Here is a 12,983-nt window from a genome sequence, read left to right as displayed (position 1 = left end):
CATGGTCGATGCTTCCAACGCTTCCCCGTCCCGCAACGCTGTCACGCCGCCCGCGCCCACGGGGCCCAATGCGGAGCTCTGGGTCACATCCACCGTTGAGCAGCAGCAGGTGATGCAACGCATTGCCCAGCAGCGAGAGCGCCTCAAGGCGCGCTCTGCGGCCGTGGCCCAGGCCCGGGCATTGAGCCGCTCTGCCACCCAGGTGCAGCCTGATGCACCGCTGGTGGAGCGTGCCATCACCTTTGCGCGCCTGCATCCCGTGGCCGTGGCCGTGGCGGCCGGAGCCGCACTGATGGTGGGCCCGCGCAAGCTGCTGCGATTCGGCACCACCGTCATGCCCCTGATCCTGCGCTGGCAGCAGCGCAGGGGTTGAGGGCCGAGAAGCCTGCTTCTCTCCCAAAGAAAACGCCCGGCATGCCGGGCGTTTTCGCGTTCTGCGTTCAGTGCGTCAGCACTGGCTGTGTGATGTCTTGACTCAGCTGCCTTGACTCGAAACGGCCAGGCAGCCACCTGTCTGACACGGGCCTCAACGCAGCTGGGCTATGGCGCGTGCGGTCTCGGGCACCAGGGCAGGGCCTCGGTAGATCAGGCCGCTGTAGATCTGGACCACGTCGGCGCCTGCGCGGATTTTGCTGACGGCATCTTCGCCGCTGAGAATGCCGCCCACGCCAATGATGGGGTAGCGGCTGCCCAGGGCGGAACGCAGCTGGCGTATGACCTGGTTGCTGGCCTCCAGCACCGGCGCACCGGACAGGCCGCCCGTTTCCTGCGCGTGGGGCAGGCCCTTGACGGCTTCCCGGCTGATCGTGGTGTTGGTGGCGATCACACCATCCATGCCATGGCGCTGCAGCGTGGCGGCGATGACGCCGACCTGCTCTTCATCCAGGTCGGGTGCAATCTTCACGAACACCGGCACCCGCTTGCCATGCTGCGTGGCTAGCTGCTCACGGCGCTCGGCAATCGCACCCAGCAGGGCGTCCAGTGCTTCGTCGCTTTGCAGGGCGCGCAGGTTCTTGGTGTTGGGCGAGCTGATGTTCACCGTCACGTAGTCGGCATGCGGGTACACGCCGTCCAGCGCCTTGAGATAGTCGCTGGTAGCATCTTCGATGGGAGTGGTGGCGTTCTTGCCGATGTTCAGCCCCAGCAGCATGGGTTTGCCCTGGGCGCGGGCCTGCGAGCGCTTGACGTTGCTCAGGAAGGCATCCAGGCCTTCGTTGTTGAAGCCCAGGCGGTTGATCAACGCATTGCGTTCGGGAATGCGGAACATGCGCGGCTTGGGGTTGCCCGGTTGCGGGCGGGGCGTCACGGTGCCCACCTCGACGAAGCCGAAGCCCATGGCGGCCAGCGCGTCGATGCAGCGTGCATTCTTGTCCAGACCCGCTGCCATGCCCACGCGGTTGGGGAACTTGAGGCCGGCAAGCTCGACGGGGTCACTCACCATGGGCTGTGCCCACGCCTGCTGCAGGAGCGTGTTCTGCCCCTTTGCCATCAGGTTCATCGTGAGATCGTGGGCGGATTCGGGGTCCATGCCGAAGAGAAAGGGACGGGTCAGGGCGTAGGGGATCAGAGACATGGGGATAATCAAAGGATTACCTGGATTTTCCCTCATGACGACATCTGCTGCCTCTTTTTCCCAAGATGAACTCAAAGCCCTGGTCGGGCAAGCCGCTCTGGCCTATGTGGTGCCCGGCGAAATCGTCGGCGTTGGCACCGGCTCCACGGTCAACAAGTTCATCGATGCACTGGCCACCATCAAGGACCAGATCCCGGGCGCCGTGTCCAGCTCCGTGGCCAGCACCGAGCGCCTGAAGGCGCTGGGCATCAAGGTGCTGGATGCCAACGAAGTCGCCAGCCTGTCGGTCTACATCGACGGAGCCGACGAGATCGACGGCCGCGGCTACATGGTCAAGGGCGGTGGCGCCGCACTGACGCGCGAGAAGATCGTCGCTGCGCTGGCCGAGCGCTTTGTCTGCATTGCCGATGCCTCCAAGCGCGTCGAGGTGCTCGGAGACTTTCCGCTGCCTGTGGAGGTGATTCCCATGGCAGCTGCCCAGATTGCGAACCGTTTCAAGGCCATGGGTGGCCGCGCCGAGATCCGCATGAAGGACGGCGTACCCCTGGTGACGGACAACGGCCAGCACATTCTTGATGTGCGCGGCCTGAAGATCGCAGAGCCGCTGGCCTTCGAGTCCGAGGTCAACCAGTGGCCCGGCGTGGTGACCGTGGGAGTGTTTGCGCACCAGAAGGCATCGGTCTGCCTGCTGGGCACGCCCGAGGGCGTGCAGACGCTCAACTATTGAGCGAAGACCTTCCGGCCTCGGCTAGCCGAGGCTCTCGAACGCCACGGCGCCTGTGATCCACGCGAGCAGGGCCAATGCACCCAGGCACAGCGCGCGCAACGAAGCTTGCGCGCGCTGTTTTTTGATGTGCTGAATGAGCCAGGTGATGGCTGCCAGCCCGGCGTAGACGGCAAAGAAGCCAGCCGTCGTCATGTAGTAGGCCAGGCGGTTGAGGCCATTGCCCAGGCCTCCGTCATGCATGAACCACAGCGTGATCAGGCAAGGCACCAGCGCCAGGCTGGCCAGCCTGAAAGGCTCGCGCCATGAAGGCCTTGCAACCAGGGTCCACGCGATGAGCGCGGGCAGGCCGACAAGCGTGGCAAGCCTTGCCATGGTCCAGACCACATCGGACAGCATGGAATCCACTGTCGGGCTCCTGATTGCGGCAGGCGCTTGCCTAGAAGCTCAGGCCTGCGGGGTTGTCGTTGGTGCGTGCACCAGGCGTTGGGGCGGGCATGGGGGTGCGCCGGCTGCCCGGGTCCTCGGCGGCGGCGGGTGCTGCTGCGGGCGCCGATGCCGCCGCCGATGCAGCGGGCGTAGGCGTGGTCAATGGCTGTGCCGATGGCCGCTTGTACTGGGCCGGCAGTTGCGAGGTCGCAGGATAGCCTGCGGCATCCAGGTATTGGGTCCATTCGCTGGACGAGAAGCCGCTCAGGAACTGCTTGCCAACGGTGGCAAACGGCAGGCTGTTCTGGCCGCTGAGCTTTTGCAGGGCAGCGGCGTCCGCCTCGGTCTGCACCAGGCGTTCGGCATAGGGAATGCCTCTGGATTGGAGCAACTGGCGCGCGCTGTCGCAGGGCGCGCAGTCGGACGAGGTGTACAGCGTCACCGGAAAGCGGCCTGCGATCTGGCGCAGCGCATAGGGCAGGGAGGCATTGCTGTCAGCGGCACCCGCGACTGACGAGGCGGCAGCGGCGGCAGGCGCTGCCTGCTGCTGGGCGCTTTGGGCCGGGCGGTCCGAGAAAGTGACTTTTCCATCGGGGCCGACGATGCGGTACACCTGCTGCGCACCGGCCGGCAGTGCGGCGGCAAGGCAGGCGAGGGCGAGGCATGGCATCAGGTGGCGCAGGGCGCCGCGGCCAAGGCTGGGAGAAGACTGCATGGACGATCTCGGTTTCGGAAGAAGGGTTTCGTGCGGGGGGCCACCACTCGTCGGATGGATGCCCGCACAGGAGTGCCTGCAAGCATAGCGTGCCATTCATCCTGGGCCATCTTCTGGAGCCACAGGATGTGGCTGCGCGCATCCGATGGGGTGGCCGGGCCAGGAAAAAGCGCCCCGTCGGGGCGCTGCAGACCTGGGGTCGGGCTCTCAGGCCTGGGCCATGCCCTGGTGGCGCAACAGCGCATCCAGCTGGGGTTCGCGGCCACGGAAGGCCTTGAACGACTCCATGGCCGGGCGTGCCCCACCGGCCTCCAGAATCGCCTCGCGGTAGCGGCGGCCTGTCTCGGGGTTGGGGGTTCCATCGGCCAGCATGGTTTCCTCGAAGGCCGCATAGGCATCTGCCGAGAGGACTTCAGCCCACTTGTAGCTGTAGTAGCCGGCTGCATAGCCGCCTGCAAAGATGTGGCTGAAGGTGTGGGCCGAGCGGCTGTAAGGAGTCGACGGCAGCACGGCCACCTCGGCGCGCACGCGGGCCAGCAGCGGCATGATGTCTGCCTTCGGATCGTGCTCGGTATGCAGCAGCATGTCGAACAGCGAGAACTCGATCTGGCGCAGCGTCTGCATGCCCGACTGGAAGTTCTTGGCCGCGATCATCTTGTCGTACAGGGCGCGCGGCAGCGGCTCGCCGCTGTCCACGTGGGCGGTCATGTGCTTGAGCACTTCCCATTCCCAGCAGAAGTTCTCCATGAACTGGCTTGGCAGCTCCACGGCATCCCATTCCACGCCCGCGATGCCCGAGACGTCGCGCTCGTTGACCTGGGTCAGCATGTGGTGCAGGCCGTGGCCCGTTTCATGGAACAGCGTGATCACGTCATCGTGCGTGAGCAGGGCCGGCTTTCCATCGACGCCGGTGGCAAAGTTGCAGACCAGGTGAGCGACGGGCGTCTGCAGCCTGTGGTTGTCAGGGCGCAGCCAGCGGGTACGCACATCGTCCATCCAGGCGCCGCCACGCTTGCCCGATCGCGCCGGCTGGTCCAGGTAGAACTGGCCGACCAGCTCGGGGCCTTGCGGTGTGCTGCGCTCGATGCGGTAGAACTCGACGGCGGGATTCCAGACCGGCGCCGCGTCGCGGCGGATGGCCACGTCGAACAGCGTCTCGACGATCTTGAACAGGCCGGCCAGCACCTTGGGCGCAGGGAAGTACTGCTTGACCTCCTGCTCGCTGAAGGCATAGCGTGCCTCCTTGAGCTTTTCGGAGACATAGGCCCAGTCCCAGGGCTGGGGATCGGCCAGGCCCAGTTCATCGCGTGCGAAGGCGCGCAGGTCGGCGACATCCTTCTCGGCATAGGGGCGGGCCCGGTGCGCGAGATCGCGCAGAAAGTCGATCACCTGCTGTGGCGAATGCGCCATCTTGGGAACCAGCGAAATCTCGCCGAAATTGCGGTAACCCAGCAACTGCGCCTCTTCCTTGCGCAGGGCCAGAATCTCCGAGATGTTGGCCGTGTTGTCGAAGCGGATGGCATCGCCCTCGGCCTGGTCGGAGGCGCGTGTCACATAGGCGCGATAGAGCTTCTCGCGCAGCGCACTGCTGGTCGCGAACTGCATCACGGGCAGATAGCAGGGCATCTTCAGCGTGAGCTTGAAGCCTTGCTTGCCTTCGGCCTCGGCGGCGGAGCGGGCTGCCTGGCGCACGTCCTGCGGCACGCCGTCCAGCTCCTCGGCCGTGGCGTAGTAGGCGAATGCATCGGTGGCGTCGAGCGCGTTCTCGCTGAACTTCTGCGTCAGTTCGGCCGAGCGTTCCTGGATCTTGGCAAAGCGCAGCTTGTCCTCGCCCCGCAGCTCTGCGCCGGAGAGCACGAAGTTGCGCATGGCATGGTCCCAGGCCGCACGCTGCTCGACATTGAGCGTGGCGGGGTCAATGGCCTTGTACTTGGCATACAGGCGCTCGTCGGCACCCAGGCGCGTCCAGAATTCGGTGACCTTGGGCAGGGACTCGTTGTAGGCGGCGCGCAGCTCCGGCGTATCGGCCACGCTGTTGAGGTGGCTGACGGCGCCCCAGGCCGTTCCCAGCTTCTCGGTGGCGACATCGAGCACGGCCGAGATCGAATCCCAGCGCGCCGGAAAGTCGGGTGCCGTGACGGTCTCCAGGGCCTCTGCGGCCCCGGTCAGCAGGATATCGATGGCCGGGCCGACATCGGCAGGGCGTATGCGATCGAACAGGGGCAGGTCGGAGGATTCGAGGAGGGGATTGCTCATGCGTGTCAGATGCCGTCGGGTGCATTGAAATCAAGCGGCTCCCCAGGGAGCCGCCCGATGCTTGTCAGCTCCTGGTCAGCCGGCGGCGCGCTCGGCCGCCTCCATGGTGTTGACCAGCAGCATGGTAATCGTCATGGGGCCGACACCGCCGGGTACGGGCGTGATGAAGCCGGCCACTTCCTTGACGCCGTCAAAGTCCACGTCGCCGCAGAGCTTGCCTTCATCGTTGCGATTCATGCCCACGTCGATGACCACGGCGCCAGGCTTGCACATTTCTGCAGTCAGCACATTGCGCTTGCCGACGGCGGCGACCACGATGTCGGCCTGGCGCGTCATGGCCGCGAGATCGGCCGTGCCGCTGTGGCAGATGGTGACGGTGGCATTGGCGGCCAGCAGCATCATGGCCATGGGCTTGCCGACGATGTTGGAGCGGCCGATGACCACGGCATGCTTGCCGCGCAGGTCCTTCATGCCGATGGATTCGAGCATCTTCATGCAGCCGTAGGGGGTGCAGGCCTTGAAGCCGACCTCGCCCACCATCAGTGCGCCTGCACTGGCCACGTGAAAGCCATCCACGTCCTTGAGCGGCGAAATGGTCTCGATGACCTTGTGGTCGTCGATGTGTGCGGGCAGCGGCAGCTGGACCAGGATGCCGTGGATGCTGGGGTCGTTGTTCAGCGCCTCGACGCGGGCCAGCAGTTCGGCCTCGGTCATCGAGGCATCGTACTTCTCCAGCACCGAATGAAAGCCTGCGTCCTCGCAGGCCTTGACCTTGTTGCGCACATAGACCTGGGAGGCAGGGTTGTCGCCGACCAGGACCACGGCCAGGCCGGGCGTGGTGCCGCGGGCCTTCAGGGCGGTGGCGCGCTGGGCGACTTCGGCACGCAGTTGGCGGGAGAGGGCGTTGCCGTCGATGAGTTGGGCTGTCATTGCAGTGAATACCAATAAAAATGCTGCTAGGGCTTGTTGATCAAGCGCTAGCAGCTCTTTGAAAAAAGCGGTGGTGTCTTGGCTTATCCGGCGACGGCTGCCTTGGCCGCTGCAGCGGTCTGGCCCTGGCCCAGGGCGATCTTGAGCAGATCGGCCACGGTGTTGGCGTTGAGCTTTTCCATGATGTTGGCGCGGTGCGCCTCCACCGTCTTGATGCTGATGCCAAGATCGTCGGCGATCTGCTTGTTCAGCCGGCCGGCGACGATGCGCTCCAGCACCTGGGCTTCACGGCTGGTCAACTTGGCCAGCAGCGCGTCGCGGCTGGCGGCCTGCTGGTGGCCGGCAAAGGCTTCGCGGGCATGGTCCAGCATGCGCTCGACCAGGTTCAGCAGTTCCTCTTCGTTGAACGGCTTCTGGATGAAGTCCAGTGCGCCCTTCTTCATGGTGTTCACCGCCATGGGCACGTCGCCGTGGCCGGTGATGAAGACGATGGGAAGGGGGGACTTGCGTTCGATCAGGCGGTCCTGCAGTTCCAGGCCCGTCATGCCGCCCATGCGGATGTCGACGATGAGGCAGGCGATCTCGCGTGGGTCGTAGCGCGAGAGGAAGGTCTCGGCCGAGTCGAAGCAGCGCACACGATAGTCCTTGCCCTCCAACAACCATTGCAACGAATCACGAACCGCTTCGTCGTCATCAACTACGTACACAGTGCCTTTTTTCGGGATCAAGCTCATGCAATCGTCCTTGTTGTGGGTTCAATGGTCGCTGCCGGCGTTGTCGCGTCGCCCGGCGGGGCCAGCGGCAGCCAGAATGAAAACCGGCAGCCGACAACCTCGGAACCATTGTAGAGGTTCTCGGCACGCATCCGGCCCTGGTGGGACTCGACAATGCTGCGGCACAGATTCAGCCCCATGCCCATGCCTTCGCTCTTGGTGGTGAAGAAGGCCTCGAAGAGGCGTTCCAGCACCTCCGGCGGCAGGCCCTTGCCGGTGTCCTGCACGTTGAATTCGATGACGCGCTGGTCCTCGATGGTGCGCGGCACCACGCGCAGCTCCACATTGCGCTGGTGGCTGGGGCGGCCCGACTGCTCGATGGATTCGGCGCCGTTCTTCATGAGGTTGACCAGCACCTGCTCGATGAGGATGGTGTCGGCCATGATGGCCGGCATGCGCTCGGCCACGTGGTAGGTCAGCTGCACATTGCGGCGGCGCAGCTCGATCCCGGCCAGCTCCACGGCCTCGCTGACCATGTCGGTGACCTGGGCCAGTGTGCGGTTGGGCTCGCTGCGCTTGACGAAGGAGCGTATGCGCAAAATGATCTGTCCCGCGCGCTGCGCCTGGTGGGCGGTTTTCTCCAGCGCGAACTTCATCTGCTCTTCGGTCAGCGTGCCCTTTTCAAGCCGGGTGAGCATGCCGCTGCAGTAGTTGCTGATGGCGGTCAGCGGCTGGTTGAGCTCATGGGCGACGCTGGAGGCCATCTCGCCCATGGTGATCAGGCGGCTGACGGACTGGGCGTGCTCGGCCTGGCGATCGGCCTGCTCCTCGGCCAGGCGGCGCGGCGTGATGTCGGTGGCGATCACCATTTGGGCCAGGCGGCCGTCCACCCAGCTCAGGTAGCGCGATCGCACTTCCAGCCACTTGCCCAGTTCCGGCAGGTAGATCTCGGCGTTTTCGCTGCGTGCGCTGGTCAGCGAGTCGGTGGGCAGGCCCATGAGGCCGTCCTCGTCGTCCATGCCTTGCGGCTGCGAGCGCACGGGCAGCACGCCGGCCTGGGCGACGAGCTGCAGGTGGCCGTCGGTCTGCGAGCCGAACCACTGCCGGTACAGCTTGTTGGCGAACAGCAGCTCGGCGCTGCCCAGCGGGGCGACGGACACCGAGGCGTCCAGCGCCTCCAGCACGATGGTGAAGCGCTCGTAGGAGGCGGACAGTTGCTCGCGGATGCGGTTGGGCTCGGTGATGTCGGTCATGGACGACATCCAGCCCGTGTGCTGGCCATGGGCGTCGATCAGCGGCGAGACATACAGGCGCGCATCGAACTGCGTGCCGTTCTTGCGCTGCACGCGCACCTGGAAGCCGCCGACGATGGTCTTGCCCGAAAGCTCTTCGCGCAGCTTGGAGTGCAGGTTGTCGTAGTCGTTGTCGGGCCAGTAGGAGTAGGGCGGCATCTGGCCGACCAGCTCTGATTCGCTCCAGCCCGTCATCTGGCAGAAGGCGGCATTCACATAGGTGATGCGGCCTTGCAGGTCCAGCGCGCGCATGCCGGTGAGCACGGAGTTTTCCATGGCGCGGCGGAAGTTGGTTTCCGCGACCAGGGCCTCCTGGGCGCGCTGGCGGCGGCGCGTGTGGCGCCAGGTGGCCAGCAGCAGCCATGCCGTCATCGCACTGAGCGTGCCCACCAGCCAGAACAGGCCGCTGCCGACCACGCCCAGCGAGGTGCGATAGGCCTGGGCACGCAGCACAAGGCTGTTGCCGACGGGGGCGACGGGGGCCTCGTCCTCGTTGGCAACGGTGCGCCAGCGCAGCAGTTCGGTGGCGGTCTGCTTGCGCGGTGTCAGCGGCGTGCCTGCCAGCACCTGGCCCCGGCTGTCGAGCATGGTCATGGCGTAGCGGGCCATGATTTCGGTGGGCGTTCCATAGCGCAGCAGGCTGTCGATGGAGTACTCGCCCAGCAGCTCGCCGATGTAGCGGCCGTCCTGTGCCAGCGGCACATGCAGTTGCAGCAGCGGCGCGGCTTCCCCCTTGTGGGCCAGTCCCTGCACGTAGATGGGTTGCTGCATCTCACGCGCGAGCTGGTAGGCCTCCAGCGCGTCTCCGGCGCGCAGCACTTCACGCGGGATGCGCAGCTGCTCGCTGCTCACTGTGGGGGCGGACTGGCTGGCCAGGATGCGCCGCTGTGCATCGATCCAGGTGATGGACTGCAGTTCGGGGTATTGGCTGATGAGTGCTTCGGCGCGGCTGGCGAAGTCGGACTCGCCCAGGTCGTGGTTGCCGATGTCGCGCGCCATGCGCATCAGTTGCTCCTGGCGCTCGAGCAGGCGCAGGCGCACGCGTTGCTGGGCATATTCCACGTCGCGGTGCAGCGCTTCCTTCTCGCGGTCGATCTCCTCCATGCGCAGGTACCAGAAGGAGGCCACGATGGCCGCCATGAACATCAGTACGGCCGCGAGGGGGGCGAGCGCCGCGAAGCGGTCCTGGCGCGTGGGGGAAAGACTGCGCCACCAGCTGCGCCACCAGCGCACTGGCGCGGCCACGCCTGCCATGGGGGCAGGGCTGTGCGTGCCGTGCTCGGAAGGGGAGGATTGCATGCGCCCAGTGTAGGGGAGAGTCTGACTGTTTTTAAGGAGTATTGGAGTCGCCGCCGAGGCGCTTCGGCGACGTTCTTTGGGGTCTTCACTGTATGTGCGTTTGCAGCAAAATTTCAAATTATGAAATCAAAAAGCACCATTTGAAATTCGAAAAAAGTATGCGACACTCGCCGAGCATTGAGGCAGTGAATCGGTATTTTCAAGTTCGCCAGACAGGGTCTGTGCCGCGCAAGGCGTGGTGAACTACCCGCCTGCGTTGGCGCGCTGCGCCGCTCACTGGTTCGACCCCAAGACGCTACCTTCTGCAAGGAGACATTCCCATGACAGCTCAGACTGACCCGCAAGGCAATGCAGGCGTTCCCGCCGGCCTGGACCAACAAGAATCGCGCGAATGGATGGACGCCCTGTCGGCCGTCATCGACCGTGAGGGCGCCGAATACGCGCACAAGCTGATCGAGGACCTGCTCGAACACGCACGCCAGAACAGCGTGGACATGCCTTTCTCGGCCAACACCGGCTATGTGAACACCATCGAGACCTCGCAGGAAGCCCGCTGTCCCGGCAACCTGGAAATCGAAGGCCGTCTGCGCGCCTACATGCGCTGGAACGCCATGGCCATGGTGGTCAAGGCCAACCGCCTGCACCCGCCCGAAGGCGGTGACCTGGGCGGCCACATCGGCTCCTTCGCTTCGCTGGCCAACATGTTCGCGGCCGGCTTCAACCATTTCTGGCACGCCGAAAACGAGAACCACGGCGGCGACTGCCTGTATATCCAGGGCCACGTATCTCCCGGCATCTATGCCCGCGCCTACCTGGAAGGCCGCATTTCCGAAGAGCAGCTGCTGAACTTCCGCCAGGAAGTGGACGGCAAGGGCCTGTCCAGCTACCCGCACCCCAAGCTGATGCCCGAGTTCTGGCAGTTCCCCACGGTGTCCATGGGCCTGGGCCCGCTGATGGCCATCTACCAGGCACGCTTCCTCAAGTACCTGCATGCCCGTGGCATCGCCGACACCGAAAGCCGCAAGGTCTGGGTTTTCTGCGGCGACGGCGAAATGGACGAGGTCGAGTCGCTGGGCGCGATCTCGCTGGCCGCGCGCGAAAAGCTGGACAACCTGATCTTCGTGATCAACTGCAACCTGCAGCGCCTGGACGGCCCGGTGCGCGGCAACGGCAAGATCATCCAGGAACTCGAGGGCGAGTTCCGCGGCTCCGGCTGGAACGTCATCAAGCTGCTGTGGGGCAAGGGCTGGGACGAGCTGCTGGCCAAGGACAAGGACGGCGTGCTCAAGAAGATCATGGCCGAGTGCAACGACGGCGACTACCAGTCGTTCAAGGCCAATGACGGCGCCTACGTGCGCAAGAACTTCTTCGGCCGCGATCCGCGCGCGCTGAAGATGGTCGAGCACATGAGCGACGACGAGATCTGGAATCTGCGCCGCGGCGGCCACGATTCGCAGAAGGTCTACGCTGCCTTCCACGCCGCCAATTCGCACAAGGGCCAGCCCACCGTGCTGCTGGTCAAGACCGTCAAGGGCTTCGGCATGGGCAAGATCGGTGAAGGCAAGAACACCGTTCACCAGACCAAGAAGCTGGGCGACGAGGACATCAAGGCCTTCCGCGACCGTTTCAACATTCCCATTCCCGACAGCCAAATCGCCGACCTGCCTTTCTACAAGCCGGCCGACGACACCCCGGAAATGCGCTACCTGCACGAGCGCCGCAAGGCCCTGGGCGGCTACCTGCCGCACCGCCGCGTGAAGGCCAGCGAGCAATTCACGGCGCCTGCGCTGGATACCTTCAAGGCCATCCTTGAAGCCACGCCCGAAGGCCGTGAGATCTCGACCACCCAGGCCTATGTGCGCTTCCTCACGCAGCTGCTGCGCGACAAGGAAATCGGCCCGCGCGTCGTGCCCATCCTGGTGGACGAGGCACGTACCTTCGGCATGGAAGGCCTGTTCCGTCAGATCGGCATCTACAACCCCGCTGGACAGCAGTACACCCCGGTCGACAAGGACCAGGTGATGTACTACCGCGAGGACAAGGCCGGCCAGATCCTGCAGGAAGGCATCAACGAAGCCGGCGGCATGAGCAGCTGGATCGCGGCAGCCACGAGCTACAGCACGAGCAACCGGATCATGATCCCGTTCTACGTGTACTACTCGATGTTCGGCTTCCAGCGCATCGGTGACCTGGCCTGGGCGGCCGGCGACATGCAGGCGCGCGGTTTCCTGCTGGGCGGCACTTCGGGCCGCACCACGCTGAACGGCGAAGGCCTGCAGCACGAAGACGGCCACAGCCACATCCTGGCCAACACCATTCCCAACTGCGTGAGCTACGACCCGACCTTCGCCCACGAAGTCGCCGTGATCATGCAGGACGGCCTGCGCCGCATGGTGCAGAACCAGGAAAACGTCTTCTACTACATCACGCTGCTCAACGAGAACTACGCCATGCCCGGCCTCACGCCCGGCACCGAGCAGCAGATCATCAAGGGCATGTACCTGTGCAAGCCCGGCCAGAAGGTGCCGGAAAGCGGCCTGCGCGTGCAACTGCTGGGTTCGGGCACCATCCTGCGTGAATCCTTCTTCGCCCAGGAACTGCTGCTGGCCGACTGGGGCATTGCCGCCGACGTGTGGAGCTGCCCGAGCTTCAACGAGCTCACCCGCGACGGTCAGGAGGCCGACCGCTGGAACCTGCTGCATCCGCTGGACACCCAGAAGGTGCCCTTCGTCACGCAGCAGCTGCAGTCGCACAATGGCCCGGTGATCGCATCCACCGACTACATGAAGGCCTACGCCGAGCAGATCCGCCCCTACATGCCCAAGGGCCGCACCTACAAGGTGCTGGGCACCGACGGCTTCGGCCGTTCGGACTTCCGCCGCAAGCTGCGCGAGCACTTCGAAGTGGATCGCCACTACATCGTGGTTGCCGCACTGCGCGCGCTGGCCGAAGAAGGCAAGATCAACGCCACCACCGTGGCCGAAGCGATCGCCAAGTACGGCATCAAGGCCGACAAGATCAACCCGCTGCACGCTTGAGTAAGAACGGGAGA

At 65.0% G+C, this 12,983-nt stretch carries 10 protein-coding genes; 3 read left to right on the top strand and 7 right to left on the bottom strand.

Going from position 1 to position 12,983, the window contains the following annotated elements:
* The first annotated feature begins 1 nt into the window (after nt 1).
* Complete coding sequence (locus CLV01_RS19025) at nt 2-373, top strand: hypothetical protein (protein ID WP_099733495.1); 372 nt, start codon at nt 2-4, stop codon at nt 371-373.
* Between the two features lie 153 nt (nt 374-526).
* Here the strand turns inward: CLV01_RS19025 and CLV01_RS19020 are convergent, their stop codons facing one another.
* Nucleotides 527-1,573 (bottom strand): quinone-dependent dihydroorotate dehydrogenase, encoded by a 1,047-nt coding sequence (locus CLV01_RS19020; protein ID WP_013802216.1) that lies wholly within the window; start codon nt 1,571-1,573, stop codon nt 527-529.
* Between the two features lie 34 nt (nt 1,574-1,607).
* On the opposite strand from CLV01_RS19020, the gene rpiA reads away from it, so the two are divergent.
* Complete coding sequence (gene rpiA / locus CLV01_RS19015; protein ID WP_099733496.1) at nt 1,608-2,300, top strand: ribose-5-phosphate isomerase RpiA; 693 nt, start codon at nt 1,608-1,610, stop codon at nt 2,298-2,300.
* Between the two features lie 21 nt (nt 2,301-2,321).
* Here rpiA and CLV01_RS19010 read toward each other — a convergent pair whose 3' ends face one another.
* The 6 genes from CLV01_RS19010 to CLV01_RS18985 form a co-directional block, all read right to left on the bottom strand.
* Nucleotides 2,322-2,696: a hypothetical protein gene (locus CLV01_RS19010; RefSeq protein ID WP_257221402.1), complete on the bottom strand. Its 375-nt coding sequence runs from the start codon at nt 2,694-2,696 to the stop codon at nt 2,322-2,324.
* 40 nt (nt 2,697-2,736) lie between these two features.
* Entirely contained in the window at nt 2,737-3,441 is a 705-nt protein-coding gene (locus tag CLV01_RS19005; RefSeq protein ID WP_099733498.1) for a glutaredoxin family protein, read from the bottom strand.
* A 207-nt stretch (nt 3,442-3,648) separates the two neighbouring features.
* Nucleotides 3,649-5,697, bottom strand: a complete 2,049-nt coding sequence (locus CLV01_RS19000) for a M3 family metallopeptidase (RefSeq protein ID WP_099733499.1) — start codon at nt 5,695-5,697, stop codon at nt 3,649-3,651.
* Nucleotides 5,698-5,772: 75 nt separating this feature from the next.
* Nucleotides 5,773-6,627: a bifunctional methylenetetrahydrofolate dehydrogenase/methenyltetrahydrofolate cyclohydrolase FolD gene (folD, locus tag CLV01_RS18995; RefSeq protein ID WP_099733500.1), complete on the bottom strand. Its 855-nt coding sequence runs from the start codon at nt 6,625-6,627 to the stop codon at nt 5,773-5,775.
* An 83-nt stretch (nt 6,628-6,710) separates the two neighbouring features.
* On the bottom strand, nt 6,711-7,361 hold the full coding sequence (locus tag CLV01_RS18990) for a response regulator transcription factor (RefSeq protein WP_012205807.1): 651 nt from the start codon (nt 7,359-7,361) through the stop codon (nt 6,711-6,713).
* Nucleotides 7,358-9,931 (bottom strand): PAS domain-containing sensor histidine kinase, encoded by a 2,574-nt coding sequence (locus CLV01_RS18985; protein ID WP_012205806.1) that lies wholly within the window; start codon nt 9,929-9,931, stop codon nt 7,358-7,360. The genes CLV01_RS18990 and CLV01_RS18985 overlap by 4 nt, the downstream gene beginning before the upstream one ends.
* Before the next feature lie 320 nt (nt 9,932-10,251).
* On the opposite strand from CLV01_RS18985, the gene aceE reads away from it, so the two are divergent.
* Nucleotides 10,252-12,969, top strand: coding sequence for a pyruvate dehydrogenase (acetyl-transferring), homodimeric type (gene aceE, locus CLV01_RS18980; protein WP_088164547.1), 2,718 nt, complete (start codon nt 10,252-10,254; stop codon nt 12,967-12,969).
* The last annotated feature ends 14 nt before the right edge of the window (nt 12,970-12,983 follow it).

It is taken from the genome of Delftia sp. 60, assembly GCF_002754395.1.
In the GTDB taxonomy this organism is placed as follows: domain Bacteria; phylum Pseudomonadota; class Gammaproteobacteria; order Burkholderiales; family Burkholderiaceae_C; genus Comamonas; species Comamonas acidovorans.
Note: the sequence above shows the minus strand (reverse complement) of the source record. Positions and strands in the feature narration are given on the sequence as shown.